Origin of the sequence: Mesorhizobium sp. B2-5-11 (genome assembly GCF_006440835.1) — a bacterium.
Classification (GTDB): domain Bacteria; phylum Pseudomonadota; class Alphaproteobacteria; order Rhizobiales; family Rhizobiaceae; genus Mesorhizobium.
In genome coordinates this window covers 1-25,874 of sequence record NZ_VFUK01000015.1, presented here as the reverse complement: position 1 = coordinate 25,874, position 25,874 = coordinate 1, and the positions used below count along the sequence as shown (strand labels likewise).

Sequence of the window (25,874 nt, the reverse complement as noted above, 5' to 3'; positions counted from 1 at the left end):
CCCTACCGTGCTTGCAGCCGCCAGTTAAGAACATTAGAGAGCTTGCATCTATTGACGATCTGCTGTTGACCGCACCGGAAGATTTACTGCTCGAGCGGTTTTCGCCGATCCCAACAGGCGGCCTGCCGTCGCGAGAGGGGGCGGGGTTCAATCTCACCGTGAAAGGCTCTAAGAGCAGACCGAGATGATGCGCTCGATTTGGTGGACTGAAGAATGCGACTAGGCGGACGGCTGGCTGCGGCCATCGAAGTGCTGGAAGACATTGGCCGGCGTCACCGGCCGGTGGCCGATGCGCTGAAGGACTGGGGCCTGTCGCACCGTTTCGCCGGCGGCGGCGATCGTGCGGCGATCGGCAACATCGTCTACGATGCGCTACGCCGCAAGCGCTCGGCAGGCTGGCTGCTGGGCGAGGACACGCCGCGCGCCATCGGCTTCGGCGCCCTGCTGCTCGAATGGGGCCAGACCGCGCGCTCGCTCAACGAAGCGCTCGACGGCGACAGGTTCGCGCCGCCGTTGCTGACGGCTACCGAACTCCAGGCAACCGACGAGCGGCGGCTTGCCGACGCCTCGCCCGCGGTGCGCGCCGACATACCGGATTGGTGCGAGCCGCTTTTGCAACGCGCGTTCGGTGAGGCCTGGGTCGAGGAGGGCGCGGCGCTCGCCACCCGCCCGCCGCTCGACATCCGCGTCAACACTTTGCAGGCCGATCGGGCCAAAGTGCTGGCGGAACTTGCCGAAACCGGCGCCAAGCCAGCCCAAATCGCACCCCAAGGCATTCGCATACCGCCGATCGACGGCGACGGCCGGCATCCCAACGTGCAGGCCGAGCCGGCTTTCCAGAAGGGCTGGTTCGAAGTCCAGGACGAGGGATCGCAAATCGCCGCCGCTCTTGCCGGCGCCGAGCCTGGAATGCAGGTGCTCGATTTCTGCGCCGGCGCCGGCGGCAAGACGCTGGCGCTGTCGGCGGCGATGGGCAATACGGGTCAGGTCTTCGCCCATGATGCCGAGAAGGCGCGGCTGGCGCCGATCTTCGACCGCATCCGCCGCTCGGAAAACCGCAACGTGCAGATCGTCACCAAGCCGGCGGAATTGTCGCCGCTCACTGGCCACATGGACCTCGTCCTGGTCGACGCGCCTTGCACCGGCAGCGGCACCTGGCGGCGGCGCCCGGACGCCAAATGGCGGCTGACGCAAAGGCAGCTCGACGCCCGCAAGGGCGAGCAGATGGCGATCCTCGATGCCGCAAGCAGCTTCGTCAAGCCGGGTGGCCTGCTGGTCTACGTCACCTGTTCGGTGTTCGACGAGGAGAATGGCGACCAGGTCGCAGCGTTTTGCCAGCGCAATGGCGGTTTTGCCCCGGTCGACCATCGCCGGCTCTGGGACAGCCGTTTTCCCGGCCATGAAACGGCGATGCGGCTCGGCGCGCTGGGCGGTATCTGCCTGTCGCCGGCGCTGAGCGGCACCGACGGTTTCTACATCTGCGCGCTGCGTAGGGCTTCCTGAATGGAGCGGAAGCGAAACTTGCGCTTCCGCTCTCGAGATCAAATTGCTGCAGTGCAGCATTGGATGATTGCTTGCCGCTCACGCCTCTGCAATAAGCTTTTCCGGCAAAGGTGAAAGCAGCGACGGCCATGGCAGCAAAGATCGTACCCGCTCCGGACTATGAGGACCGCGTCAGGGCGTCCTTCGCGCGCCAGCAGGCGATGGCGACCATCGGCGCCGAATTGACGCTGGTGACGCCCGGCATCATCGAAATCGAAATGCCCTATTCGGCCGCACTCACCCAGCAGCATGGTTTCCTGCATGCCGGCGTCATCTCGACCGCGCTGGACTCGGCTTGCGGCTATGCGGCCTTCTCGCTGATGCCGGAGAATTCCGGCGTGCTGACCATCGAGTTCAAGGTCAATCTGCTGGCGCCGGGCAGGGGCGAGCGCTTCCTGTTCCGCGGCTCGGTGACCAAGCCTGGCCGCACCATCATCGTCGCCGACGGCCAGGCCTATGCCTTCGCCGCCGACGGCGAAGCCAAGTTGATCGCCACCATGACCGGCACCATGATGACGATGGTGGGCCGCGACGGGATTGCTGGGTGAATGGCCGGTTCGCCGCAGGCGAATTCATCGTGCCAGTGGCACGATGAAAGGCCACGAACGCCGGGAGCTGCCGGAGGCAGCGGGTCCCGGCGAGCAGGTGGTGGAGACAGCAGGACAGGGAGGAGTAAATCATCATGACCGATAAAGTGTCGCGCCTGTCCGGCAAGAACGTCCTCTTCGTCATGGCGGTGCAGGCCGAATACGGGCCGCATCTACAGCGGCTGTTTACCCCGCTGATGACCGGTGTCGGCCCGGTCGAGGCAGCCGTCCGGCTTGGCGCCGAATTGTCTTGGCTGAAGTCGCAAGATGCGCTGCCGGACCTCGTCGTGTCGCTCGGCTCCGCCGGCAGCCGGACCTTGGAGCAGACGGAGATTTACCAGGCCATCTCGGTCAGCTATCGTGACATCGACGCCTCGCCGCTTGGCTTTGAGAAAGGCGCGACGCCGTTCCTCGACCTGCCGATGACGGTGTCGCTGCCGTTGCGGATTCCGGGGATAAAGCAAGCCACGCTGTCGACCGGCGGCGCGATCATCACCGGCGCGGCCTTTGATGCAATTGCGGCAGACATGGTGGATATGGAGACCTTCGCCTGCCTGCGCGCCTGCCAGCTGTTCGAGGTGCCCCTGATTGGGCTGCGCGGCATTTCCGACGGCGCGGCTGATCTCAGGCATGTCGGCGACTGGACCGAATATCTGCACGTCATCGACGAAAAGCTGGCGGATGCCGTCATGCGCCTCGAACAGGCGATCGGCTCGGGCTTGCTTTGGACGGGTTCTCCTGGTGACGTGGCGGGACCGTTCTGAAAGTCGGGCTCGCAACCCATTGCGCCGACTCGTTTCTTTCTCTAAACGCTCGCCATGAAAACAGCCAATCAACCCGACACCGTCCTGATTGTCGATTTCGGCAGCCAGTTCACCCAGCTCATTGCCCGCCGCATCCGCGAAGCCGGCGTGTTTTCCGAGATCGTGCCGTTCCAGTCGGCCGAGGCGGCATTCAAGCGCATCAATCCAAAAGCCGTGATCCTGTCCGGCGGTCCGGCCTCGACCACGGATATCGGCAGCCCGCGGGCGCCGCAGATCGTCTTCGAGGCCGGCGTGCCGGTGCTCGGCATCTGCTATGGCCAGATGGCCATGTGCGTGCAGATGGGCGGCGTTGCCGAAAGCTCCAATCATCGCGAATTCGGCCGCGCCTTCGTCGAGATCGAGAAGGAAAGTCCGCTGTTCGAGGGCCTCTGGGCAATCGGCCAGCGTCACCAGGTGTGGATGAGCCATGGCGACCGCGTCATCTCCTTGCCCAAGGGGTTCGAGGTGTTCGGCAAGTCGGAAGGCTCGCCCTTCGCCATCTTCGGCAATGTCGAGCGCAAGATGTATGGCATCATGTTCCATCCGGAAGTGGTGCATACGCCCGACGGCGCCCGGCTGCTCAGGAATTTCGTCCACAACATCGCCGGCATCGAGGGCGACTGGACGATGCGCGCCTACCGCGAGCACGCGGTCGAGGCGATCCGCAAGCAGGTCGGCAAGGGCAAGGTCATCTGCGCGCTCTCGGGCGGGGTCGACTCCTCGGTCGCCGCGCTGCTCATCCACGAGGCCGTCGGTGACCAGCTCACTTGCATCCTCGTCGACCATGGCCTGATGCGTAAAGACGAGGCCGCCGGCGTCGTTTCGATGTTCCGTGAACATTACAATTTGCCGCTCATTCTGGTGAACGCGTCGGATCGCTTCATCGGTGCGCTCGAAGGCGAGGCGGATCCCGAGAAGAAACGCAAGACCATTGGCCGGCTCTTCATCGAGGTGTTCGAGGAAGAGGCCAAGAAACTCGGTGGCGCCGATTTCCTGGCGCAAGGCACGCTCTATCCCGACGTCATCGAAAGCGTCTCCTTCACCGGTGGCCCGTCGGTGACGATCAAGTCGCACCACAATGTCGGCGGCCTGCCCGAGCGCATGAACATGAAGCTGGTCGAGCCGCTGCGCGAACTGTTCAAGGACGAGGTCCGCGCACTCGGCAAGGAACTCGGCCTGCCCGAGAGTTTCATCGGCCGCCACCCGTTCCCGGGCCCGGGTCTTGCCATACGCTGCCCCGGCGGCATCACGCGCGAGAAGCTGGAGATCCTGCGCGAAGCCGACGCCATCTATCTCGACGAGATCCGCAAGGCCGGCCTCTATGACGCCATCTGGCAGGCCTTCGCCGTGCTCTTGCCGGTGCAGACGGTCGGCGTCATGGGCGACGGCCGCACCTACGAATTCGTCTGCGCGCTGCGCGCCGTCACCTCGGTCGACGGCATGACGGCAGATTTCTATCACTACGACATGGCCTTCCTGGGCGCCGCCGCCACCCGCATCATCAACGAGGTCCGCGGCATCAACCGCGTGGTCTATGATGTGACGTCGAAGCCGCCGGGAACAATTGAGTGGGAATAAAGGTCGGTCGTTCGCCAGCATTCGGCGACTATCGAAGAAACTTCATTAAACCTCTGAATCTTATCTTCTTTTCTCTCTAGGTCTATCGCTGACTATCGCCCCTAAGCGGAATCATTTGACGGTATATCTGACGGCATTCCTTTTCGCGTCATCTTCGCTGCAGACTGATGCCGTCAGTGCGCCGGACTCAAGCATGTTGGCATCTTTCGAGGTAAGGCATTGAATCCAATGGGCTCTCGCAGAGCCTTGACGGTAAAACGAATGACGGTAAAATTAGGCGTTTCACAATCCTAGATGCGCCCGTCCGTCTCCTCCTATGCTCACAGATATCGCACTTAAGAAGCTGAAACCAAAAGATAAAATATACAAAGTCACTGATCGTGACGGTATGTACGCGACCGTGGCTCCCACAGGGCAGATATCATTCCGATACGACTACCGAGTAAATGGTCGGCGAGAGACAGTGACGCTTGGCCGCTATGGGGAGGGAGGCATCTCGCTTGCAGAGGCGCGTGACCGCTGTCTTGCCGCACGAAAAATGGTTGCAGCCGGAAAATCGCCAGCCCAGGAAAAGCAGCGTGACAAGCGGCGCCTGTCTGGGACGGCCACGTTCGGCGATGCTGGCAGAAGATGGTTTAAAGAGGCGAAGATGGCGGACAGCACGCGCTCGATGCGCAAAGCCGTCTTTGATCGCGACATCTTGCCGATTTGGGACAAAAGGGTCCTCGCAGAAATAACATCGGACGATTTGCGGGCGCTGTGCGCAAAGGTGAGGGACCGTGGCGCACCGGCAACGGCCATTCATGTCCGGGATATCGTTAAGCAGGTCTATGGTTATGCCATTCTGCACGGCGAGAAGATCGCCAATCCGGCGGACGAGGTAGGGCCAGCTTCCATAGCCACCTTCGAGGCGAAAGACCGGGCGTTGTCACCCGCAGAAATTCGACTCATGCTGAAAGAGTTGGAAAATGTGCCGACGTTGTCGACCATTCGGCTGGGCGTAAAGCTGATCCTGCTCACGATGGTTCGGAAAAGTGAGCTTCTGGACGCGACGTGGGATGAGGTTGACTTCGAGAACGCGCTATGGAGCATTCCCAAAGAGCGAATGAAACGGAAGAAGCCACATAACGTCTACCTGTCCCGCCAATCCCTCGACATCATGATTGCGCTTAAGACTTGCGCCGCGAACTCTCGATACGTGCTTCCATCTCGCTACGACGCCGACGAACCCATGTCGCGCGCGACCTTCAATCGGATTACGATGGCGATTGTGGAACGCGCAAAACAACAAAATCTGCCGCTAGCTCCCTTTACCGTGCACGATCTACGGCGGACCGGGTCCACGCTCCTAAACGAGATCGGATTCAATCGCGATTGGATCGAAAAATGCCTTGCCCACGAAGACAGTCGCTCCTCCCGGGGCGTCTATAACAAGGCTGAATACGAACCGCAGCGGCGCCACATGCTGCAGGAATGGGCCGACATGATTGAAGCGTGGGCGGCTGGCAATAAACACGCACCCACACTGCAGCCGATTTCCGGGGCAGCCGTCATCCTCGATCCGATTTGACGGGCCTTCTCTTCCGTGACCGCACGTCTGGTCCTGGGGCCAGTTCGATTGAACCGGCAGAGGACGCGTTCCGCCGTTCCTGAATCCAGGCTTCGACTTCTCCCAGGTCCCAAACGACGCAGCGGGGGGTCAGATTGAACCGTCGTGGGAACTCGCCTCGTTGTTCCATTTCATAAATGGTCGTGTCCGATAGCGGGACGATTTCTCGCAACTGTGATCGGCGAACAGTTCGCACGACCTGTCGCGCCGCAATGTGAGGTAGAACCGGAAGGGAGCGATCCGCTGGCGCGGCCTCTATGCCTTGGCAGCTTTCGTGTTGAGTTTGCTTCTCCCGTTTGACCATTTGCATACCAAGGGCTCCTTCGGGCCAATGATCGCGCATCTGCTTCAATCTGAGTATAGCTCTCAACTACGATCGCATCGTCTCGTTTGACCAACCGGCGAGCTTTGCGATGGTCGAAAAGCCTAGGTCTTGCTCAGGAGCACACCCACTTCGCGAGCCTCAATGACAGTTTATTACGCGCCGATCCGCAAGAATGAACGGCGGCAATGGGGTACCTCCCTACGGCCTGCTGGTAGTTGTCGTCACCGGGCAGCGTCCCGATCGCACGGAAGGGCGCGGGCAAAGACCAGCACCACGGAGGCAGTATTCCTGATGGGGATACTGCAACACCTTTAGATTCCGGTTACCCGTTTTTACCCAGTTCGCCTGGTGCATTCAGAGCGAGGTATTTGGAAATCGCTTATGGTGGCTTTGGGCGAACTCGGGATGGAGGAGTGGACCCAGAAATTGGCAAAATGCCCCAGGGAGGATTACATGGGTCGCTCATTCGCCGTACTCTTTACAGGTGCCCGTCGCTACGCAAACAGCTTGCTTTTGACTTCAGCGTTTTTTGCCGTCTCGGCATCGCTCTCCAATTCGGCCGCTGCCGAAACCATGAACTGGCGCCAATTCGAAGGGACCAGCATAACTTGGGCCTACGACATCCACCCGTATGCCGATGCTCTGGCCGCGCAACTTCCCGAGTTTGAGAAGCTGACCGGCATCAAGGTCACGCCGGAACTGTACCCGGACGACTCCTACTGGAGCAAGATGACGATCCAACTGACGACGAAGTCGCCAGCATGGGATGTGTTCGGCACTGGCATTCAGCCCGCGTGGGACCTCGCTCCGAGTGGCGCTCTGGAGCCGCTGGACAAATACCTCGGCGATCCGAAGCTTACCGATGCTGGATATGACTTCAACGACTTCTTCCCGAGCCTACGCTCGGCGCTTACCTGGAAGCTGGAAGATGGCCAAGTCGCAACGGGGGATGGTGGCCAAATCTGGGCAATCCCGCACGCATTTGAGAACATCCAGCTGTTCTACCGCAAGGATATCTTGGACAAATACAACATCGCGGTTCCGACGACTCCGCCGGAAATGGCAAACGCGTGCGAAGAACTCAAAGCCGCCGATCCTTCCATCACGCCGTTGGGCGTCCGAGGCGTGCGTTTCTGGAGCAGTATCCACACCGCCGCAGTCTCGATCGCCCGCTCTTACGGTGTCCACGATTTCGTCGTCAAGGACGGCAAGCTCGACACGGGACTGGATTCGCCGGAATCGATCGCGTTCCACAAGGATTACGTGGACATGATCAAAAAGTGCGCGGCTCCTTCCTTCGCCAATGATAACTGGTACCAGGTCGTGGACGGCATCTCGTCTGGCCGCACCGCGATGGCGATCGACTCAAACATGTTCGGCTTCTGGAACGATGTTGCGGGAAAGCCGGCATCCGGCAAGATCGCCTTCGCTCCGCCGCTTCGCGCACCGAACGCCACGAGCTTCGATTCCAACATCTGGATCTGGGCTCTCGCCATGAACGCGGCTTCCGAAAAGAAGGGCGCGGCCTGGCTGTTCATGCAGTGGGCCACCTCCAAGCAGGTGGCCCTCAAGGGTGCCGTTGCCGGCCAGCTCGTCAATCCGCCGCGCACGTCGACCTGGCAGGACGAGACCTGGACTAAGTACGCTTCGCAGCCCGAGTTCAACAATTTCGTTGACAGCTTCAAAAAGACACAGGACCACGCCGCGCTGGCTTTCACACCGCGTGTCGGCTTCGGCGAAGCTATGAACGCATGGGCTGTGGCGATGCAGAAGATGGTAAACGGCGATGACGTCGAGACAACGTTGAGGGCGCTTGCCGAAGAAATCCGCGCTGGTCTCTGATCAAAAGGAACAGGGCAGTATTATTGCACTGCCCTGTTCCCGCCAACGACGGAGACCACGCCGTGTCATCCCAAGCACTTAAACCCATCGTGCCGGTGGCAGCCGAAGGACCTGGCGCGTGCGCTTCGTCCGGTTCGGATTCGCTGGAGGGGCGTTCCATCGACTGGTTCAGCCTTGCAATCATTCTTCCTGCCGTCCTTATCCTGTTCGGCTTCCTTCTTCTGTTCTTCTATGGTGTCTACCAATCTCTGACTGACCTTCGCCTGGGCAGGCCGATCGCTAAGTTCGTCGGCTTCGCCAACTTTATAGCGCTCGGCAGGACGGCTGATTTCTGGAACAGTGTTCGCGTCACCGTAACTTACGCGCTCTCGTCGGTCGTGATGGAGGCTCTGCTGGGCCTAGCAGTCGCGAAACTGTTCGCCTCCGGCGTGTTCATGGCCAGGGCTTTGCGTCCGGTCATCCTACTTCCCCTCGTCCTTCCACCCATGAGTGTCGCGTTGATGTGGACGACGATGATGAACCCGCAGAGCGGCATCATGAACTATCTTTTGTCCCTGATCGGGCTGGCGCCTTTCGCCTGGATTTCGGATACCAGGACCGCACTGCTTTCGGTGATAATGATTGATGTCTGGACCTACACCCCATTCTTCGCGCTCATCATCTTCGCAGGGCTCCAGGGCATCACGGACGATATTCGCGAGGCCGCCCGCATCAACGGCGGGAAGGCATGGGCCACATTTGTCAACATCGAGCTGCCGCTGGTCGCGCCCCACATCCTGATCGCCGCGATCTTTCGGCTTATCGAGTCCCTGAACCAGTTTGACATCATCTTCGGAACCACGCAGGGCGGTCCGGGAAACTCGACCTCGGCGCTTTCCGTGCAAGCCTACATCACGGCTTTTCAGAACCTTACATTCGGCCGCGGCGCGGCCTTGATGGTCGTCAACTGGCTCATCGTGTTGATCGGCGCGTTCTTTACCGTGAAACTCTGGCGGGCGGTTCGCCGCCGCGTGCAATAGGAGCCAGACCCATGGATTTCACGCGCTCCCTCACGACCAGGATCGTGCTCAACGCAATGGTTCTGATCTGCGTCGCCGTGCTCGCATTTCCGCTCGTGTGGATCGTCATGATGGCGTTGAAGCAGCAGAGCGACGTCATGGCCTGGCCTCCGAGCTTCGTCTTCACTCCCACAATGGACAATTTCCGCGTCCTGTTCGATGCGGCCCAGGCGGGCGCCACGAGCTATGGAACCATCAAGGTCGACTTCCTCAAACCCGTGATAAACAGCGTCGTCATCGCCCTCGGCGCAGTTGTGGTTTCGCTGATCGCGGGAGTCCCTGCCGGCTATGTATTGGCCAGACGCGACATCCCCTACAAGGAAGACATCGCGTTCTTCATCCTTGGGTTTCGCTTCGCTCCCGTTCTCTTGGTGGTGATCCCGCTCTTTAGCTTGTTTCAGTCCCTGGGCCTTTATGACACCTATATAGGCATGATCTGGGTCTACCAGGTCGTGACGCTGCCGATGATCGTCTGGCTGACACGATCCTATGTCGAGGACATCCCGAAAGACATCGAGGAGGCTGCGGCAATCGACGGCGCGAAACCGTTTCGTGTCGTCCTGCACATAGTCCTTCCGTTGCTGAAGCCCGGCCTCATCGGCGCGTCCCTGCTGGTATTCCTCCTTGCCTGGCACAACTTCGCGCTCGGACTGATGCTGAGTTCAACCAAGGCGCCTGTCACCGTCGCGCTGCTGAAACTCCTCAATCCCGGTATCCAATTCTATCCCGTCATGGCCGCCGGGCTGGTCGTTACCATGATCGTGCCGGTTATCCTGATCGTCATAGGACAGCGCCATCTTGAGCGCGGGCTGACCTTCGGAGCTGTTAAATGAACCCTTGCCCCCTGATCTTCTTTGGCACCACGAATCTCGACTTGTGCTTCAATGTGGAACGGCTACCCACGATAGGTGAAAGCTTGATCGGCTCTCTTGTCCGTCACCCCGGAGGCAAGGGTGCCAATCAAGCCGTGGCCGCGGCGAAGCTTGGCATGCGGCCAAAGTTCTTCACGCGCCTCGGCGATGATGAGGCGGGAGACGTCTTAATGCGCGCCCTGTCAGACGCCGGGGTCCTGACCGAGGCGGTCCAGATCGCGTCGGGCGAGGCCTCGGGGTCAGCGCTCGTCATGGTGGCAGACGACGGTAGCAACATGATCATCATCGATCCTGGCGCAAACGCGAATGTCACCGCGGCCGTGATCGACGAAGTCGCGCATCACATAGAGCCCAGGTCCATCGTGGTCGCCGAAATGGGCCTCCCCGTGAATGCGCTGGAGCGGCTTTTCGCGCTGAAGCCCAGGCTCGGCTTTCGCCTTATCTTCAATCCGGCCCCCGTGCGCACCGGGCTCTCTCGCAAGGCCTGGTCCCAGGTCGATTTCGTCACCCCCAACGAGTCAGAGACCTTCGAACTCACAGGAGTGGAAGTCGTCGATCCACAGAGCGCAGCCCGAGCTGCGACGATTCTACTCGAACTGGGGGCCAGGGCAGCCCTCATTACCCTGGGAGAGCGCGGGGCGTTCTATTCGAACGGCGAGGAAAGCTTTCTCCTTCCTTCGTTCCCTGTGGTCGTGGTGGATGCCACGGCGGCAGGCGATGCTTTCAACGGAGGGTTCGCGGCAGCGCTCGCCAGGAATGTGCCTGTCCGCGAAGCGGTCCGCCAGGCCATGGCCGTTGCGGCGCTCTGCGTCACGAGAAGGGGCGCACAGCCGTCAATGCCCACCGCCGCAGCTGTCGACGAGTTCCTGAACCACAGAACATTACTGGAGATACGATGACATCACCAATTTTCACGATGTCCGGCAAGACGGTTCTCGTCACCGGCGCGGGCGGCGGTATCGGTGCCGCCATCGTCAACGCCTTTCTGGCGAGCGGTGCCAATGTCGTGGCGACCGATGCGAGCAGTGAGGCGCTCACCCGGACCTACGGCATGGTTGAAGCCAACGGCCAACCGCTCACGCTCGCCATGGACGTGACGAGCGAACAGGACATCGTCCGCGTCCTCGACATCGTCGCCGAGCGCTTCGGACGACTGGATGTTCTCGTCAACAACGCCGGGATCAAATCGGCGGAGTCGCTTCTTTGCGGCGACAAGGCCAAGATCGACCGCACGATGCTGATTAATTCTGACGCGGTGCTCCTCTGCTCCAAGTCGGTCGTGCAACGATTTCTTCGTGACGGCGGCGGACGCATCGTCAACATCGGATCATCCCTGTCGTCGCAGGGCGCCGTATTCAACTATCAGGCAGGCGGAGCCGACTACTGTTTCTCCAAGGCCGTAGTCCACGATCTCACAAAACTTCTCGCCTATGAATGCGCACCCATGGGCGTCAACGTGAATGCCGTCGCGCCGGGCATAATTGATACGCCCATGCATGGCCGCCCAAAGGAGGAGACCGAAGCAAGGCATGCGGGTCGCATCCCGCTGGGACGGGTCGGATCGCCGGAAGACGTCGCCGGACTGGCGGTGTTCCTGGCGAGCCCCGCGGCCGCCTACATTACCGGTCAGATCGTTCATGTAAACGGCGGGATGTTGATGAATGGCTGATATGGTTTCAACGCTTGCGTGGCCGCGCATAACGGGGATCGTCTCCGACCTCGACGGCGTCGTCTATCGTGGCAAGAATGCGATCGAAGATGCTGTCGAGGCATTCAAGGCCTGGCAGGCCGAGCGGATCCCATTCTGCTTCGTCACCAACAACTCGACCCACACGGCCGGCGACGTCGTCTCGAAGCTGCGCGGCTTTGGCCTGGAGGCGGGGGAGGAGAACGTCGTCACATCCGCAGTCACCGCCGCGAAGATGATCCGGCAAACCTATCCCGCGGGGACGCGGACCTATGTCATCGGAGCGCCTTCGCTGAAGAAGGCCATCACCGATGCGGAGCTCGAGATCACCGACAAGCAACCGTGCGTCGTGGTCATGGGGCTCGACCGGGAAATCACGTACGAGAAGCTCACGATCGCAGTCGACGCGATCCTCAAAGGCGCGGTGCTGATTGGAACCAATCCGGACCTCCTGCTGCCCACCCAGACCGGTTTCGAGCCCGGGGCAGGTGCCTGTCTGACCGCAGTCTCGGCTGCCGCACGTGTGAAGCCCATCATCGTGGGAAAGCCGGAAGTGCACATGATCGAAGCTGCACTATCGCAGCTCGGCACAGATCGAGCCTCGACGCTGATGATCGGCGACCAGATACCAACCGACATACAGGCCGGGAAACGCGCCGGGCTATGCTCAGTCCTGGTGACCACGGGCGTTCCGCCGATCGACGATCCGTCGCTGCTGGCGCCGGATTTTACCGTATCGAGCCTGAAACAAATATTTTTGAAGCGCTGATGCGCGCCGGCACCTTGGGAGGAAATCATGGCTGAGGTTCGCCTCGAAGGGATCAGGAAGGCCTATGGCAACCTTGAGATCCTGCGCGATATCGACCTCGACATTCGGCATGGCGAGTTCGTGGTTTTTGTGGGTCCCTCCGGATCCGGCAAGTCGACATTGCTGCGCATGATCGGCGGACTGGAGAAGATCACCGGTGGAACGCTCAGGATCGACGACAAGGTGGTAAACAAGATTGATGCCGCGGACCGCAATCTAGGCATGGTCTTCCAGTCCTATGCGCTCTACCCGCATCTGTCCGTCCGCAACAATCTCGCGTTCCCGCTTAAGATGGCAAAGATGAAGAAGGACGAGATCGCCGACCGCGTCCAAGCCGCCGCCGCACTGCTCCAGATCGAGCACCTTCTCGACCGAAAACCAAGGCAGCTGTCCGGCGGACAACGTCAGCGCGTGGCGATCGGAAGGGCAATCGTCCGAGAGCCCAAGGTGTTCCTGTTCGACGAGCCGCTATCCAATCTGGATACCGAGCTGCGTGTCCAGATGCGAGTGCAGATAGCCAAGCTTCATAAGCAGCTGGGCAACACCATGATTTATGTGACGCATGATCAGGTCGAGGCGATGACCATGGCCGACAAGATCGTGATCCTAAAGGACGGGCGCATAGAACAGGTCGGGTCGCCGCACGATCTCTACCATCGGCCCGCCTCAAAGTTCGTGGCGGGTTTCATAGGGTCGCCAAGAATGAACTTTCTGCCCTGCAAGGAGAAAGGCTCCGACCAGGCAAGGACCGAGATTACCTTGAGCGATAAGATGTCCCGTTGGCTGCCGATACAGACGACATCGTCGAAAGGCGGCCGCGCGCTGACACTCGGCATCCGCCCCGACGATTTCGTGGCGCCAACCGGCATGCCGGGCGAGCTCGTCATCGAGATCGACGTCGACTTCGTTGAACATCTGGGAAGTGCGACATATCTCTATGGGACCGCTCTCGGCGACCATGTCGTCGCCCGATCGCCCAACCACCACTTTCCCGCCGGCAACGCCGGGCGGGTATCGCTCGCCGTCTCCGCTGCCGACTGTCACCTCTTCGACCCCGAAGGGAAGGCACTGACGAGGCTGGAGGCGCCCGGGAGCTGGAATTGAACATTGGATCCGCAAACGTGCTAGGATCGCGGCATTCCAATGGGAAAGCCTGAGATAACGGACTTCAAGCAAATCCTCGGCAACTCGCGTTCATTTATCCTGGGAGCCGCGATCGGCTCCGGCATGACAGCGCGGGCCGCCGAGCGCGCGGGGGCGGACTTCGTGCTAGCGCTCAACGCCGGCCGGTTCCGTGCGATGGGGGGGTCGTCTCCGGCGTCGATCTTTCCCATCCGCAACAGCAACGAATTCGTTGCCGGTTTCGCCCGCTCCGAAATCCTCAGGAGCACAAAACTCCCGGTGTTCTTCGGCGCCTGTACGTTCGACCCTCGGCTCGACCTCGATCGCTTCCTCGACAACATCACCCGATGGGGGTTTGCAGGGATCACGAATTTTCCGTCCGTGATCCATGTGGACGAGGCGCGCAGGTCGATTCTCGAGGGCTGCGGCCTCGGATATGCGCGCGAGGTCGAACTACTCATCAACGCCGCGGCGCGGGGGCTGATGACGATCGCCTACACCCGCACGCAGGCTGAGGCCCGCCGAATGGTCGAAGCGGGCGTGGGCGCGATCTGCATGAATTTTAATCTCAACCCTGCTGAAACTGCCGTGTCGTCGTCGTCCATCGGCCTGGCGGAACTCGCCGCCCGAACGGGAGACATCGCCCGGGCGGCTCACGGTATCAACAGGAATGTCGTCTGTCTGCTCGGAGGCGGCCCGATCACGAAGCCCCAGGAGTTGATGGACGTCTGCCGCGAGACAGGAACGCAGGGGTTCATAGGCGGTTCTTCCCTCGACCGGGTGCCGCTCGAAATGTCGGTGCTGGAGATGACCTCGGGGTTCAAGACCATCAACGTTCTGCGGGAAAAGGTCGATCTTATGGAGCGGCAGCTCCAGCTGAACGGCTACCGCCATGGCGTGATCGCGCAATCGGCGTTGATGAATCAGGCGCTTGACGCGGCAAAGCGTCTTTCGACGGGCACGAACCCGGTTCTGATCGTCGGCGAACCGGGCACGGGGAAGCGTCGCGTCGCGTCCCTGGTGCATGCCTTCGGCGCGAGAAAGCACCGCAAGCCGGTTACCTTCCCCTGCCGCAAGGCGCCCGGCAACCAGAACGAGATGGCGCTCTTCGGCATGGAAGCGGAAAAGGACGCACGGCGCCGGCTGTCGCTGCTGGAGATGTCAACGGAGACCTCCCTGGTCATTCTTCACCTCAACACACTTTCTGAAGACGGCCAGGAGCAGCTTGCCGATTATCTGGAGCGCGGCACCTTCAGCGCCGTAAACGGCGCGGTTGCGACGCGATCGGAAGCAAAGATCATCGCCACCTGCACCGTGCCGGCCGGAGCAAGCCTGGAAGCGCTGCCCCTATCGCCACGATTGAGAAGCGTCTTCGCCGGACTGGAAATTATCCTTCCTCCCATGCGGGACCGTCTGGAAGACCTTCCTGCGCTCATCCATCATTTCACAGTGGAGACCAAGGGCGATGCGGATGCAAAGGCGCTGACGATCGAAAACTCCGCCTTTTTGGCGCTGGCCAGCCATGCCTGGCCAGGCAATGTCAGGGAGCTTCGCCATGTCGTCGAACAGCTGGCCACCTTGCCCTCGAACACGTCGATCACGGCGGAACGGGTCCTTCCGGTCCTTGGAGCCAAACCGGCAACCAAAGCGACCACTACCCTTTCGGAGAGAGAATGGATCATCGACGCCTTGCGCCGGAACAAGCTTCACCGCGGCAAAGCTGCCGCCGCGCTCGGCATTACCCGCAAAACCTTATACAACAAGATCAAGAAGCACCGCATCCTAGAATGACGTCTCAGCCTTGGCGAGCGAGGGCGCCGGCAGCGACCAAACAGGCAGTTCACTACCCGTTTCGCCCAGACGCACAAGCGACGTGATCGGCGCTATCGGACAGGAAAGGGCCGTCGCCGGTAGATAGAGCATGGCTTCCGGCTGTTTCTCGAACAGGTTCCCTGCCGCGGCTGCGTCTCGATTAGTCGATGTCAGAGCTAAGCCCAAGCCATTCTCCGCGAACCATCTCATGCGCTCCAGCTCAATTGAATTCAGATGGTCTTCGGCCCCCGCCTCCGAGCTGGTTTGTATGAGAGAGGCTGGCGGAAGGTTCACCACGCCGCAGAAACCTTTCTCCGTCAGAGCATCCGCGACGTCCTCCCAAAGCGCGAACGGGTCGATCATCAAGATCGCTGCGTAGCAACGAGCGCCTGCAACGGGCTCGATCTCGTTGAGGCCGCGCAGCAACTCGCCATTCCAGTCGCAAACGGGAAGCGTCGCGATTACAAGGGGAAACCCAGCGGGCAAGGCGCGAAGGCTCGGCGCAAACACGTAGGCGTCATCGGCGCTCGGGGCATCGGTCCAGATCGGTCGGTCTACGATTACCCACCTACCCATATTTACCCATCTCTCCTTCGGCAGCCGATTATCCAGCCTGCCCGAAGCGTTTACTAGTCCTGGGCAACAAAGCAAGAGCGGTGCCTTGGAGGGCGAAGACATGGGAGCTCAAGGTTCGACGTCCCCTCCATCCCCTGCAGGAAGGTACGGAACATCGTGATCGCAGAGACAACCGTTGATAACTCCGTGGCCATTGTCGCGACGATGGACACGAAGCAAGTCGAGGCTTCGTTCGTGGCCGACATCGTCAGGGGCGCGGGACGCAGCGTCTTATTCGTCGATGTGGGCACCTCAAAGGACGGAAGGTTCCGGTCCAATGATCCGGCGGTTCTGCTTGCGGGAATCGCGCGCGAGGCCCGCAAGTCGGTGAACGGACTTTTCGAGACCGGCAAGGTCTCCGCCGTGATTGGCATCGGCGGCGGCAAGGGGAGCGGCGTGTTCGGCGAAGTCGTCGCCGACCTGCCATACGGTTTTCCCAAGCTGCTAGTCTCCAGCGCACGCCCGGCCCTGCTTGCCGAACTGGCCGGGAAGCTGGATGTCCTGCTCTATCCCACGCTGGTCGATCTCTTCGGCGTGAACGGGTTCACTTCGCGGGTGCTTGAAAACGCGGCGCGGGCAATCGCCGCCATGCATTACCTTCCCAAAGCGAAATCACGGCGAAAGATCGTAGCCATCACGTCGTTTGGCGTGACGACCCCCGCGGCCAATGCATGCGTCCGGCTTCTTGGGGACAAGAAGATGGAGGCGATCGTTTTTCCGGCGAATGGCGCTGGCGGTCGAAAGATGGAATCGCTGGTCGACGCGGGTGAATTCGATGCCGTAATAGATCTCACCACGACCGAGCTGGCCGACGAGCTCCTGGGCGGCACCGCCAGCGCCGGACCGGATCGGCTGACTGCAGCCGGGCGGTGCGGGATTCCGCAATTGATCGCTCCCGGCGCCGTGGACATGGTAAACTTCGGTGTCCTCTCCTCGGTGCCGCCCGAGTTCGCCGAGCGCAGGCTGTACGCGCACACACCGTATACGACCCTGCTGCGCACGACGCCTGAAGAGACGAACGCGATCGGACGTCTTACGGCGCAAAAGCTGTCGGCGTCGAGAGGACCCGCGCAAGTCCTGTGGCCCTCGAAAGGTGTATCGGATTACGACCGCGAAGGCGGGCCGTTTCACGACCCCGAGGCGAACCGCGCATGGCTCTCAGGCCTGCGCGCCGCGCTTCCCGGGAACATCCCCGTCCGGGAACTCAATTGCCACATCAACGATCCCGAATTCGCAAGTGCCGCGGTCGAATGGGTACTTGACCACATTGATACGGAGACCGCCGATGAGAATGTTTGACCGCAACGAAATCCTGGCCCGGATCGCCGAGCAGTCCGTAAAAGGCGCCGCGATCCTGGCTGCCGGTAGCAGCTGCGGCCTTGTCGCCAAATGTGCCGCGCTTGGCGGTGCGGACATGCTTGTCGTCTACAGCACGGGCCTCTCGCGGCTCATGGGCCTGCCGACCAGCCGGATTGGGGATTCGAACGCGCGGACCATAGAAATGGCCGACGAGATCCGCAATGTCATCTCCGACGTTCCGGTGATTGGTGGCGTTGAAGCGTGGGACCCGGTCCGGCTCGATCTCGACAGGCTTCTCGACAAGTTTTGGGCCGCTGGCTACTCCGGCGTGATCAACTACCCGACGATTTCGACGATGGGCGACAAGTGGCGCGACCGCCGTGGCCGCGTAGGCCTTGGCTTCGCGCGCGAAGTCGAGATGATCGCCACGGCGCGGAAGAAGGACATTTTCTCAATGGCCTATGTCGCCTCAGCGAACGACGCGGCGGACATGGCCAAAGCAGGCGCGGACTGCATCGTTCCTCATGTCGGCGCCACACGTGGCGGACTGGTCGGCCATGACGAGGGTCAGGCGATCGGCGAGGCGATCGAACGGATTAACCGGATCAACAACGCGGCGCGCACTGTCCGCGGCGACGTCATCCTTCTTGCCCATGGCGGCGCGATAGCCGAACCGCAGGACACCGAAGAAGTCTACAGGTCCACCGATTGCATCGGCTTTGTCGGCGCGTCCTCGATCGAGCGCATTCCGATCGAGCGGGCCGTGAAATCGGCTGCCGAAGCCTTCAAGGCCGTCCCCCTGAACCGCAAGAAACCCTAAGCACGACTGCCGAGGAATCCATGGCCGACACTGTAACCCCACTCGTGACCAAGCAGGAGGACCCCACACACTGGGACGCGGCCTACGACATGGTCGCGATTGGAAGCGGCGCGGCGGGCTTGTCTGCGGCCCTTTATGCTTCCCAGTCGGGACTAAGTGTGCTGGTGACCGAAAAATCCCCAAAGCTGGGCGGCACGACCGCCCTGTCGAACGGAATGATATGGGTACCCTGCTCGCCGCAGGCCTTAGCTGCGAAGGTCGAAGACAGCATCGACAATGCTCGCACGTATCTGAAGGGAGAACTCGGGAATTACTACCGGAAGGAGTTCGTCGAAGCCTATCTGGCGGATGGACCCGAGGCACTCATCGAGATCCAGAAGCACTCCGAGGTCAGGTTCACGCTCGCCGCGGCTCCCGATTACCACTCAAGCCGGCCCGGCGGGATGAACTCAGGCCGCGCGTTGAGCCCCGCTCCGTACGATGGCCGCCTGCTGGACAAGGACTTCGATCTGGTTGGCGATCCCATTCGCGTGGTTCTCGGAGGCATGATGATCTCTTCCGGCGAGGTTGGAAGATTCCTCAATCCCTTCAAGTCGGGGGATTCCACGAAGCATGTCCTGAGGCGCCTGGGGCGCTACATCGGCGACCGGATGCGCTACAGGCGCGGCACCGAGTTCAGCGGCGGAAACGCATTGATTGCGAGGTTCATCAAGAGCCTGAGACAGCTGCAGGTGGATATCTGGACCAGCGCGCCAGCCACCGGACTGATCATAGATCAGGGCAAGGTGGTTGGGGCGGTCATACGCAAGGACGGCAGGGACATGCGCGTGCGGGCAACTCACGGCGTTGTGCTCGCAACCGGGGGGTTCCCCCATGATGCCGGACTTCGCAGTGCTCTCAGCGGCGATCACCAGCATGACCAAAGCCTGGCCCATGCGGACGCCACGGGCGACGGCATCAAGATTGGACTGCAAGCGGGCGGCAAGATCGACAACGAGGTCGCGAGTGCCGGCTTCTGGACACCCGTGTCGCTGCTGCGCGAGAAAGGCGGGCGAATGCAGACGGTTCCTTACGGCTGGCTGGACCGCGGCCGCCCTGGCGTGATCGCCGTCGGCCCGGACGCGCGGCGTTTCGTCAACGAGTCGAACCCGTATCACGACATCTGCATGGCGATGTTCGAGAACGGCTACCCGAAGGATAAGCACTTCTACTTCATCTGCGATCATGAATTTCTCAAAAAGCGCGGAATGGGCCAAGTTCTTCCGTGGCCGTGGACCCTCAGCACGAAATCCTATGAGCGTGCCGGGTACATCCAGGTGGCGGATACCCTCGCGGCGCTGGCCGTGAAGATCGGCCTCGATCCCAAGGCGCTCGCACAGACGATTCAGGAGCATAACGAGCATGCCCGAACGGGTGTCGACCCGTATTTCCAGCGAGGTGAATCCGCGTTCAACCAAACGCTCGGTGATCCTTCCGTTGGCAAGCCGAATTCAAACCTCGGTCAAATCAAGACCCGTCCTTTTGTTGCCTTGCGGATCGTTCCAGCCACCTTGGGGACGGCTACCGGTCTTGCGACAGACACCTATAGCCGGGTGCTCGACCAGTGGGGAAAGCCGATCGATGGGTTATACGCCTGCGGCAATGACGCGACTTCAGTCATGCGAGGGGTCTATCCCGGCGCGGGCATCACAATCGGCCCTGGGATTGTGTTCGCATTCCGCGCGATCAAGTTCATCCGCGACAGCGCATTGCGCGGGCTTTGATATGCAGTTCGGTACCAGGACGTAAAAGACTGGGTCATACCAGTTCCCCATGTCTCCTGCGCCGACCAGGCCGATCTTTTGTCCTGTGTCGTACGCGTTGCGGGTGATGCCGGATCTCCGGTCAGGTCTATTGCATAACTCATTTACGCATTCCGAAAGAAGCCGTACTTTCTCAGAATGGGCAGCAGCTTGTGATGGTCATCGATGATGTAGTCTGGCTGCGCCGCCTGCAAACGTGATTCGGAAACAAATCCGCCTGTAATAGATATGCTGATCAGCCCGAGGTTACGTGCAATATCAGTTTCGATCGGCATGTCGCCAATGATGAAGGTCGACTCGGCACTCAGATTGTTCGTTTGCATGTACACGCCAAGCCGGTCGCCCTTACTCATAGATTTATATTGAGTGGCGCGGCTTTCAAATGCCAGAACCTCGGTAACACAATCGTCGATTCGGAGCCTTCGCAGTTGGGTACGAAGGGGCTCGACTATATGGTTGCTGAGAATGATGGTTGAGACAGCTTGTTGACGCGCCGTTTCCAAAATGAGGCGCGCGCCTTCGCGTAGATCGGCTTTGCTCGCCAGCGGTTCGTACATGTCGTGAAAAAAAGCGCTGTCATCGTTTTCCACTTCTGCGACCTCGCGCTCCGACATTCCAAGATTGCGGTAAAGGATAGAAAGTGGAACCTCGCACTGTTCCCGAAGAGTATGCATATCGATGGCAGCGCGACCGAAGCGGCTCAGAATAGCGTTGGTTGTTTGTAGAAATGCCTCGGCATCGTCAAGCAGGGTCCCGTTCCAATCGAATACAAGAGTAGGTTTCATTATGTGACCTCAGGCAGGCATAGTCAGGTTAAGGCGAGATTGATAGTCGATCTATTCAAATTCTTATTCGCGCGTTTTTCTCCTTCTGGAGTTGGCATGTCGAACGTAAACGGAGATAGATCAATCCCATCGGACCCTCCAGGCAGCAACGATATCAGAGCCTTAAAGGGCAGAAAGGTGATGGACGCAGCGTTGATTGATAGGGCTATTTTGCTTTCGATCATCCTGAGGATTTGCGGTTCGGTTTTATGAAAGCTAAGGCTTTCTTTCCGCTTTTTGGATGGCAGTGTTTTCCATACCTTCCAGAACGCCAGCTCGTCGATCGTCTCGATGCCCATGCCGTAGTAATTCGGTGCGACGATAGGCGGCGAACCGATCGCCCAATGCACAGCCTTCGCTCCGGCAGCATGGAGCATTGCTGTTACAGCCCGGCTTGTATCCCCCCGAATTAGTGCTTCGTCCACCATCATGACAACTCTGCCCCTAACATCGCTCTCTGCATTGACACAGTATTTCTGCGCGATAAGCGAGTTGCGAGTGCCAACGATACCTATAAGCGTCCGCTGCTGAAGTTGTGTTGCGATTACTTCACGTCGCTGGACGAAAGCGCCGTGTTTCTCGGCCAGAGACGCGAACAAGCCGTCGGCGTACGGGCCCCCGGTATGCGGCATGGAGGAAACGACAATAGGGGCAGAGCCCATCTGTGCCGCCACTTTCGGCGAAATAGTTCCACCGAGACTCGCGCCTATATTGTGCCGCGTGGCCAGGTGAGATTGACCTCGTATGGACGTTTCGAGATTTCCGATGTAAAGCGTTTCGTAGACGCAAAGCTTAGGGCTGTATCGGGTATGGCCAACGAAGCTGTCAATGCATTCTCCTGTTTTTCCATCCAAATACTTGATGTGGCCTGGCGAAACTTCCTCCGTGGTGCCTTGTAATCCGGCAAAAGCTGAATTTTCAGAAGCAAAAAGTATATCACCATCTTCCGTTTGCATAAATTCCAGCGGACGTAAACCGCTACTATTGCGGAAAGCGATCAGATTTCCTTCGCCATCTAATACAAGTGCACTCACGGCTCCATCAATCCGATCATCGATATCACGAAAGACATTTTCGTAGTTGACCGGGAGAGCATGCTGCCAAAAAGCTCTTTGGCAAATGTGCTCAATAAGCTTGAGCAGAAGCTCTGCATCCGTTTGGCCGTCGAAGCTATGCCCTCGCGCGTGCAATTCTTTCCGAAGTTCATTAGCGTTGACTAAAGCCCCATTCAACGAAAGGGCCAAATGGCGGCAGCCTGCTTTATGGTTATCAACAGGCTGGGCGACGTTGCCATCGTTTTCCAGGGAAGATGGACTTCGAATATGTGCAATCGCTACATGAGGCCTGAAATTCGCGTCCTGCCCATCGCAATCGATGGTTACCAATTCGCGTGGTGGCCGACACGACCTTATATGTCGAATTCCTTTTGCGTGCATGAACGCTGCAAGACCGAACCCAGCTTGTCCACGATTGTCAAGCTTCGGAACCATGTGCTTGAGCCGATTATAAACCGTCTGCTGTGAATGACTTGAAGGCAACACAAATGCGCCCGCAATACCGGACATCCGACTTTTCCTTCAATGCGGCTCAGCGCGAGCTCGTGGTTTGTTTCCACTTACGCAAGGCTCGTGCCAAGGTCTTGAAGGCACGCCTGACGATGCGCCACATCGTCTACGCGCCCGACGATCGGGATGTCGTCAAGCGGCCCTGATCCGGATGGTGGGACTTGCGATTCGCTGTCCTCGTCAGACGCCAGCTTAGGACTTGTCGCAGAATCGGTGGGTTTGCGGCATTAACACCGCGATTGTCGGCCACATGCGCCATCGGTCGCTTCAGGCGTGTGGTCGGAGAAATGCTGCTGGATTGCGGGATCGCGGTTTCTTATGGGACCATCCGCCGTGGCGTTCAAAAGTGTCCGGTTGAAGACGTTCATGTCTGAAGGCCGACAACAAAGCGGATGCACTCGGTTAGCTTGAATTCTTCGCAGGCAGCATGGGCGACGACAGCAATGATTACGGGGAGCGAGGGCGGTGGACCGAGGCGTGCCGGCGCGAAGAGGCAATCCGCGAATTCCTGGAGCGGTATCTACAAAGTTTGGGCGGTCAGGAACTGGACCTCAGCCCGGTCACCGCAAGCGCGGTCGACGCCAGGGACATCGCGCCCTCGACAAAGATCGAGAAGCCCTCGTGCGTCGAACGATGGAAGGCTTTTATCTCAAGCCGACACCCCCCCTTTCGCGCAGTTGGTTCGCCAAGTCCAAATCGCTTGCGCAAGCGGCCGGCCTTGCTCCACCAAACTGGCTCTCCATCAAATCCCGGGTTGAAGATGTCGATCTACGGGTGAGGGGTGTAAGCGCGAGAGCGAGGTCATCAAAGCTACAACCACGCCAGGTGCCCTTTCGGTGCCGCGGCGGCTTGAACTTGTGCAACCGATCATAGTTGACGTATTCGTTGTCGACGAAGAAACGCGTCTACCGCTCGGACGGCCTTGGCCTTGGCTGAAATTGGCGTTGGACATCTCTTCTCGCATGGTGACGGGCCTCTATCTAACCATGGAGGCGCCATCGCGAGTTTCGATAAGCCCATGCATACTGCACTCCGTGTTCGACAAGACCCCATGGTTCCAGGAGAGGGGTAGGCACTGCAGCTCTTCTGCGAGCGATTCTCCAGAAGAGCTGCTTTCACGCCTAATGTGCTGATTCTGAAGCATGGCTCTGAAACTTTCGCAAACTTAGTTGGAACGGACCAAATGGCGTCACGGGAGCATACGGAACGATATGGGAAGCTTTCCGTTTCTGGCCCACGAAAAACTCAATACAATCAACGATCTTAAGACGCCCTCCGGGCCCACCATCGTCCTCTAGACCCCTTGTAAATCCTACAAACTGCTGTTTCCAAGCGCTTTCCGCCCTGTATGGTTCCAACATTGGCTCCAACATTTGGGTGGTTTTGGGTGGCAAAAGTCGCTGGTCTGATAAGAAAGAAGAGCGCCTATTTTTACGTGCGCAGGATATCCTTGTGTTGAAGCCGCTAACCGCGCGGCGGGAAGGGATCGTTGCCGTAAGAGTTCGAGTCGCGGATCTGCCCGTTGGGGCGATGGATCACCACCTCGCTGTGCTGGTTGATGGCGATGTCTCTTGCCGAGGCGACCGCACCGGCTTGGGTCGGATGAAGCGAAGTGGCGCGGTTATTGCCGGCGCCGAGCACCGCCCACTGACCGTCGCGAGGTACGACATGCTGATTTTTGCCCATGAAAGTCTCCGTTAAGGTTCGTTTGTCCGTCGGCAGGCAGCAGCGGTGCGCCATCATGTGCTCGGAAACGCTTTGGTGGCGCTGCCACAGGAGAATCGTCGCGAATTATCTGATCAGTCGTGGCGAGTCCGCGCCGCCGCGGCATCGGAGACGCGCAAGGTCGGGTGTGTGAGGCGGATGTTCGGCTTGCGCCGGGTTTTGTGCAGTCCTGCATTTGAATAGACGTGCTTTGCCTGCACCAGCCGCCCATCAGGGTGCGGAACTGAGCCAATTCATGAAACCTTGCTGGAAGCGCCGAGGCACTTCGGCCTCTGGCACGTTCCACGAATTGAAGAGACGCTTGCCTGCTTCGGGTCACTGCACGAGCATGCTCGCATCGGTGTGGAGGTCCGATCGACCAGCCGGGCATACTACCAACCGATGCTAGGGATAGCGTCCAAAAAAGCGCCTAAGTTCGAAGTGCTACTGCATCTCTCCACTTCCGCGACTATGTGAGAAGGATTCAATCTCCTCCAAATCAATCCTGCCATCGCCGTTCTCGTCGACGACGTCAAATATCCTCCCGATCACATCCTGGATCTCGCTCTGCGAAAGTGCTCCATCGCCGTCGGCGTCCATTATCGCAAACATTATTTTCATCCTGGCCGCGTGCATCATGCGAGGCCCCATGCGATCAGGCTTTCGAGCTATCCTGTCCCCATCGTGCGGCCCTTGCCCTATGTCCCGGTGCCAATCTTGCCGATGCGGAGGCCTTTCTTCGGGGCCGCGATCTCCCTGCAGCTTGTCCTGTAACATCTCGTCCATCATCTGCCGCATCATCTCACGCGTCTGGTCTTCTGTCTGTTTGTTAGGGCCTGGCAGTGGTGTGGATCCAGACTGCTGCGGCGGCGGCTTAAGCTCCGGTGTCCCACTCGTCTGGGCCAGCGCCGGCAAGCTTAACATGACCAAAGCAGCGGCAGCTGCCGTCGTCCCACATTGTACTTTCATCGGATTTTCCTTCCTTGAATGGCCATGCCAAACTTCGGCATTCACGGCCAAACTTGCTCCTCAGACTTTGGTTCCGGATGCAAGCTGCACAATAGAAGCTCAAATCGTGAGGTTCGGCAGCTGAAGTACGATGCAGCGATGTCGAGCGACAACATCTTCGGTCATTTGATGGGCCGCCTCGCTCACGGCTGCGGGGTACTCACCGTTTGGCGGGCGCCGACGACGCAAACCGCCGCCGAACTGGAAGCGATTGCATCTTCACACGGCTGGACGCCCGAACCCGTGTTGAGGAACTGTCGGCTTCGGAGACTGTCAGTGGCGCGGCCATCAGACGATTTCCAGACTGCCGACCTTCGCTTGGGTGAGACGCGTAAAGGCTATCGAACGCGCAATCGAGGAACACAAACCACGGTGATCGTTGCTGCCGAAATGGTGAGATAGAGAATGCTCGCAGGCTGCTCCTAAAAAGATGATCGAACGCCGCTTGGAATGGAACATGCGCTCCCACCACTGCTTGGCGCTCCGCCGGCATGCATTGTAGAGCTTGGCACAACGGGAACCTGCGTTGCAGTCGAAAGTTCTTGATGATGGCAACTCGCCCGATCACGAGCGTGCTCACCTCAATTGGCAC

The 25,874-nt window shown here is 59.7% G+C and carries 22 protein-coding genes and 1 pseudogene; 17 read left to right on the top strand and 6 right to left on the bottom strand.

All coding sequences use genetic code 11. The annotated features are described in order from the left end of the window. The first annotated feature begins 213 nt into the window (after positions 1-213). The 5 genes from FJ490_RS29175 (at position 214) to FJ490_RS29155 (ending at position 6,080) form a co-directional block, all read left to right on the top strand. Positions 214-1,503, top strand: coding sequence for an RsmB/NOP family class I SAM-dependent RNA methyltransferase (locus tag FJ490_RS29175; protein ID WP_140566501.1), 1,290 nt, complete (start codon positions 214-216; stop codon positions 1,501-1,503). A 128-nt stretch (positions 1,504-1,631) separates the two neighbouring features. Then, positions 1,632-2,090: a PaaI family thioesterase gene (locus tag FJ490_RS29170; RefSeq protein WP_027146613.1), complete on the top strand. Its 459-nt coding sequence runs from the start codon at positions 1,632-1,634 to the stop codon at positions 2,088-2,090. 134 nt (positions 2,091-2,224) lie between these two features. Next, complete coding sequence (locus FJ490_RS29165) at positions 2,225-2,893, top strand: 5'-methylthioadenosine/S-adenosylhomocysteine nucleosidase (RefSeq protein WP_140524774.1); 669 nt, start codon at positions 2,225-2,227, stop codon at positions 2,891-2,893. Positions 2,894-2,947: 54 nt separating this feature from the next. Next, positions 2,948-4,510 (top strand): glutamine-hydrolyzing GMP synthase, encoded by a 1,563-nt coding sequence (guaA, locus tag FJ490_RS29160; RefSeq protein ID WP_140498335.1) that lies wholly within the window; start codon positions 2,948-2,950, stop codon positions 4,508-4,510. Positions 4,511-4,826: 316 nt separating this feature from the next. Then, the gene (locus tag FJ490_RS29155; RefSeq protein WP_064994668.1) at positions 4,827-6,080 is read left to right on the top strand and encodes a tyrosine-type recombinase/integrase; all 1,254 of its coding nucleotides are present in this window, start codon (positions 4,827-4,829) and stop codon (positions 6,078-6,080) included. On the opposite strand, the gene FJ490_RS29150 is transcribed toward FJ490_RS29155, so the two are convergent. Next, on the bottom strand, positions 6,061-6,315 hold the full coding sequence (locus FJ490_RS29150; protein WP_084016063.1) for an AlpA family phage regulatory protein: 255 nt from the start codon (positions 6,313-6,315) through the stop codon (positions 6,061-6,063). The two genes, FJ490_RS29155 and FJ490_RS29150, sit on opposite strands and share 20 nt — an antisense overlap. Before the next feature lie 510 nt (positions 6,316-6,825). On the opposite strand from FJ490_RS29150, the gene FJ490_RS29145 reads away from it, so the two are divergent. The 8 genes from FJ490_RS29145 (at position 6,826) to FJ490_RS29110 (ending at position 15,624) form a co-directional block, all read left to right on the top strand. Continuing rightward, positions 6,826-8,286 carry a sugar ABC transporter substrate-binding protein gene (locus FJ490_RS29145; RefSeq protein ID WP_224655862.1) on the top strand — a complete coding sequence of 487 codons (1,461 nt, stop codon included), beginning with the start codon at positions 6,826-6,828 and terminating at the stop codon, positions 8,284-8,286. Positions 8,287-8,348: 62 nt separating this feature from the next. After that, the gene (locus tag FJ490_RS29140) at positions 8,349-9,305 is read left to right on the top strand and encodes a sugar ABC transporter permease (protein ID WP_084016024.1); all 957 of its coding nucleotides are present in this window, start codon (positions 8,349-8,351) and stop codon (positions 9,303-9,305) included. An 11-nt stretch (positions 9,306-9,316) separates the two neighbouring features. Beyond that, on the top strand, positions 9,317-10,177 hold the full coding sequence (locus tag FJ490_RS29135; protein ID WP_064994671.1) for a carbohydrate ABC transporter permease: 861 nt from the start codon (positions 9,317-9,319) through the stop codon (positions 10,175-10,177). Then, a complete protein-coding gene (locus FJ490_RS29130) occupies positions 10,174-11,115 on the top strand; it encodes a ribokinase (protein WP_064994672.1) in 942 nt (313 codons plus the stop codon). Before FJ490_RS29135 ends, FJ490_RS29130 begins: the two co-directional genes overlap by 4 nt. Then, positions 11,112-11,885, top strand: coding sequence for a glucose 1-dehydrogenase (locus FJ490_RS29125; protein ID WP_064994673.1), 774 nt, complete (start codon positions 11,112-11,114; stop codon positions 11,883-11,885). Before FJ490_RS29130 ends, FJ490_RS29125 begins: the two co-directional genes overlap by 4 nt. Next, entirely contained in the window at positions 11,878-12,672 is a 795-nt protein-coding gene (locus FJ490_RS29120; RefSeq protein WP_064994674.1) for an HAD-IIA family hydrolase, read from the top strand. Before FJ490_RS29125 ends, FJ490_RS29120 begins: the two co-directional genes overlap by 8 nt. A gap of 27 nt (positions 12,673-12,699) precedes the next feature. Beyond that, entirely contained in the window at positions 12,700-13,815 is a 1,116-nt protein-coding gene (gene ugpC, locus FJ490_RS29115) for a sn-glycerol-3-phosphate ABC transporter ATP-binding protein UgpC (RefSeq protein ID WP_064994675.1), read from the top strand. 39 nt (positions 13,816-13,854) lie between these two features. Beyond that, positions 13,855-15,624 carry a phosphoenolpyruvate hydrolase family protein gene (locus FJ490_RS29110; RefSeq protein WP_064994676.1) on the top strand — a complete coding sequence of 590 codons (1,770 nt, stop codon included), beginning with the start codon at positions 13,855-13,857 and terminating at the stop codon, positions 15,622-15,624. On the opposite strand, the gene FJ490_RS29105 is transcribed toward FJ490_RS29110, so the two are convergent. Further along, positions 15,616-16,071: a hypothetical protein gene (locus tag FJ490_RS29105; RefSeq protein WP_140692109.1), complete on the bottom strand. Its 456-nt coding sequence runs from the start codon at positions 16,069-16,071 to the stop codon at positions 15,616-15,618. The genes FJ490_RS29110 and FJ490_RS29105 overlap by 9 nt on opposite strands. Positions 16,072-16,377: 306 nt before the next feature. Here FJ490_RS29105 and FJ490_RS29100 point away from each other — a divergent pair, with 306 nt between their 5' ends. From FJ490_RS29100 to FJ490_RS29090, 3 genes are read left to right on the top strand one after another with little or no spacing between them, the layout of a single operon-like run. Then, positions 16,378-17,559 carry a Tm-1-like ATP-binding domain-containing protein gene (locus FJ490_RS29100; RefSeq protein ID WP_224655861.1) on the top strand — a complete coding sequence of 394 codons (1,182 nt, stop codon included), beginning with the start codon at positions 16,378-16,380 and terminating at the stop codon, positions 17,557-17,559. Next, positions 17,546-18,379 carry a phosphoenolpyruvate hydrolase family protein gene (locus FJ490_RS29095; RefSeq protein ID WP_064994677.1) on the top strand — a complete coding sequence of 278 codons (834 nt, stop codon included), beginning with the start codon at positions 17,546-17,548 and terminating at the stop codon, positions 18,377-18,379. Before FJ490_RS29100 ends, FJ490_RS29095 begins: the two co-directional genes overlap by 14 nt. Positions 18,380-18,399: 20 nt before the next feature. Then, on the top strand, positions 18,400-20,142 hold the full coding sequence (locus FJ490_RS29090; RefSeq protein ID WP_064994678.1) for an FAD-dependent oxidoreductase: 1,743 nt from the start codon (positions 18,400-18,402) through the stop codon (positions 20,140-20,142). Positions 20,143-20,285: 143 nt separating this feature from the next. On the opposite strand, the gene FJ490_RS29085 is transcribed toward FJ490_RS29090, so the two are convergent. The 3 genes from FJ490_RS29085 to FJ490_RS29075 all read right to left on the bottom strand — a co-directional run bounded on the left by FJ490_RS29085 (position 20,286) and on the right by FJ490_RS29075 (position 24,256). Then, complete coding sequence (locus FJ490_RS29085) at positions 20,286-20,966, bottom strand: HAD hydrolase-like protein (protein WP_064994679.1); 681 nt, start codon at positions 20,964-20,966, stop codon at positions 20,286-20,288. 23 nt (positions 20,967-20,989) lie between these two features. Continuing rightward, positions 20,990-22,570 carry a hypothetical protein gene (locus FJ490_RS29080; RefSeq protein WP_224655860.1) on the bottom strand — a complete coding sequence of 527 codons (1,581 nt, stop codon included), beginning with the start codon at positions 22,568-22,570 and terminating at the stop codon, positions 20,990-20,992. Positions 22,571-24,034: 1,464 nt separating this feature from the next. Beyond that, positions 24,035-24,256, bottom strand: a complete 222-nt coding sequence (locus FJ490_RS29075; RefSeq protein ID WP_140495891.1) for a DUF2188 domain-containing protein — start codon at positions 24,254-24,256, stop codon at positions 24,035-24,037. Between the two features lie 25 nt (positions 24,257-24,281). On the opposite strand from FJ490_RS29075, the pseudogene FJ490_RS33395 reads away from it, so the two are divergent. Then, a pseudogene (locus FJ490_RS33395) lies at positions 24,282-24,386 on the top strand (DUF488 family protein); the annotation flags it as partial. A 332-nt stretch (positions 24,387-24,718) separates the two neighbouring features. On the opposite strand, the gene FJ490_RS29065 reads toward FJ490_RS33395, so the two are convergent. After that, positions 24,719-25,288, bottom strand: a complete 570-nt coding sequence (locus FJ490_RS29065) for an EF-hand domain-containing protein (RefSeq protein WP_224655859.1) — start codon at positions 25,286-25,288, stop codon at positions 24,719-24,721. Positions 25,289-25,874 lie beyond the last annotated feature (586 nt).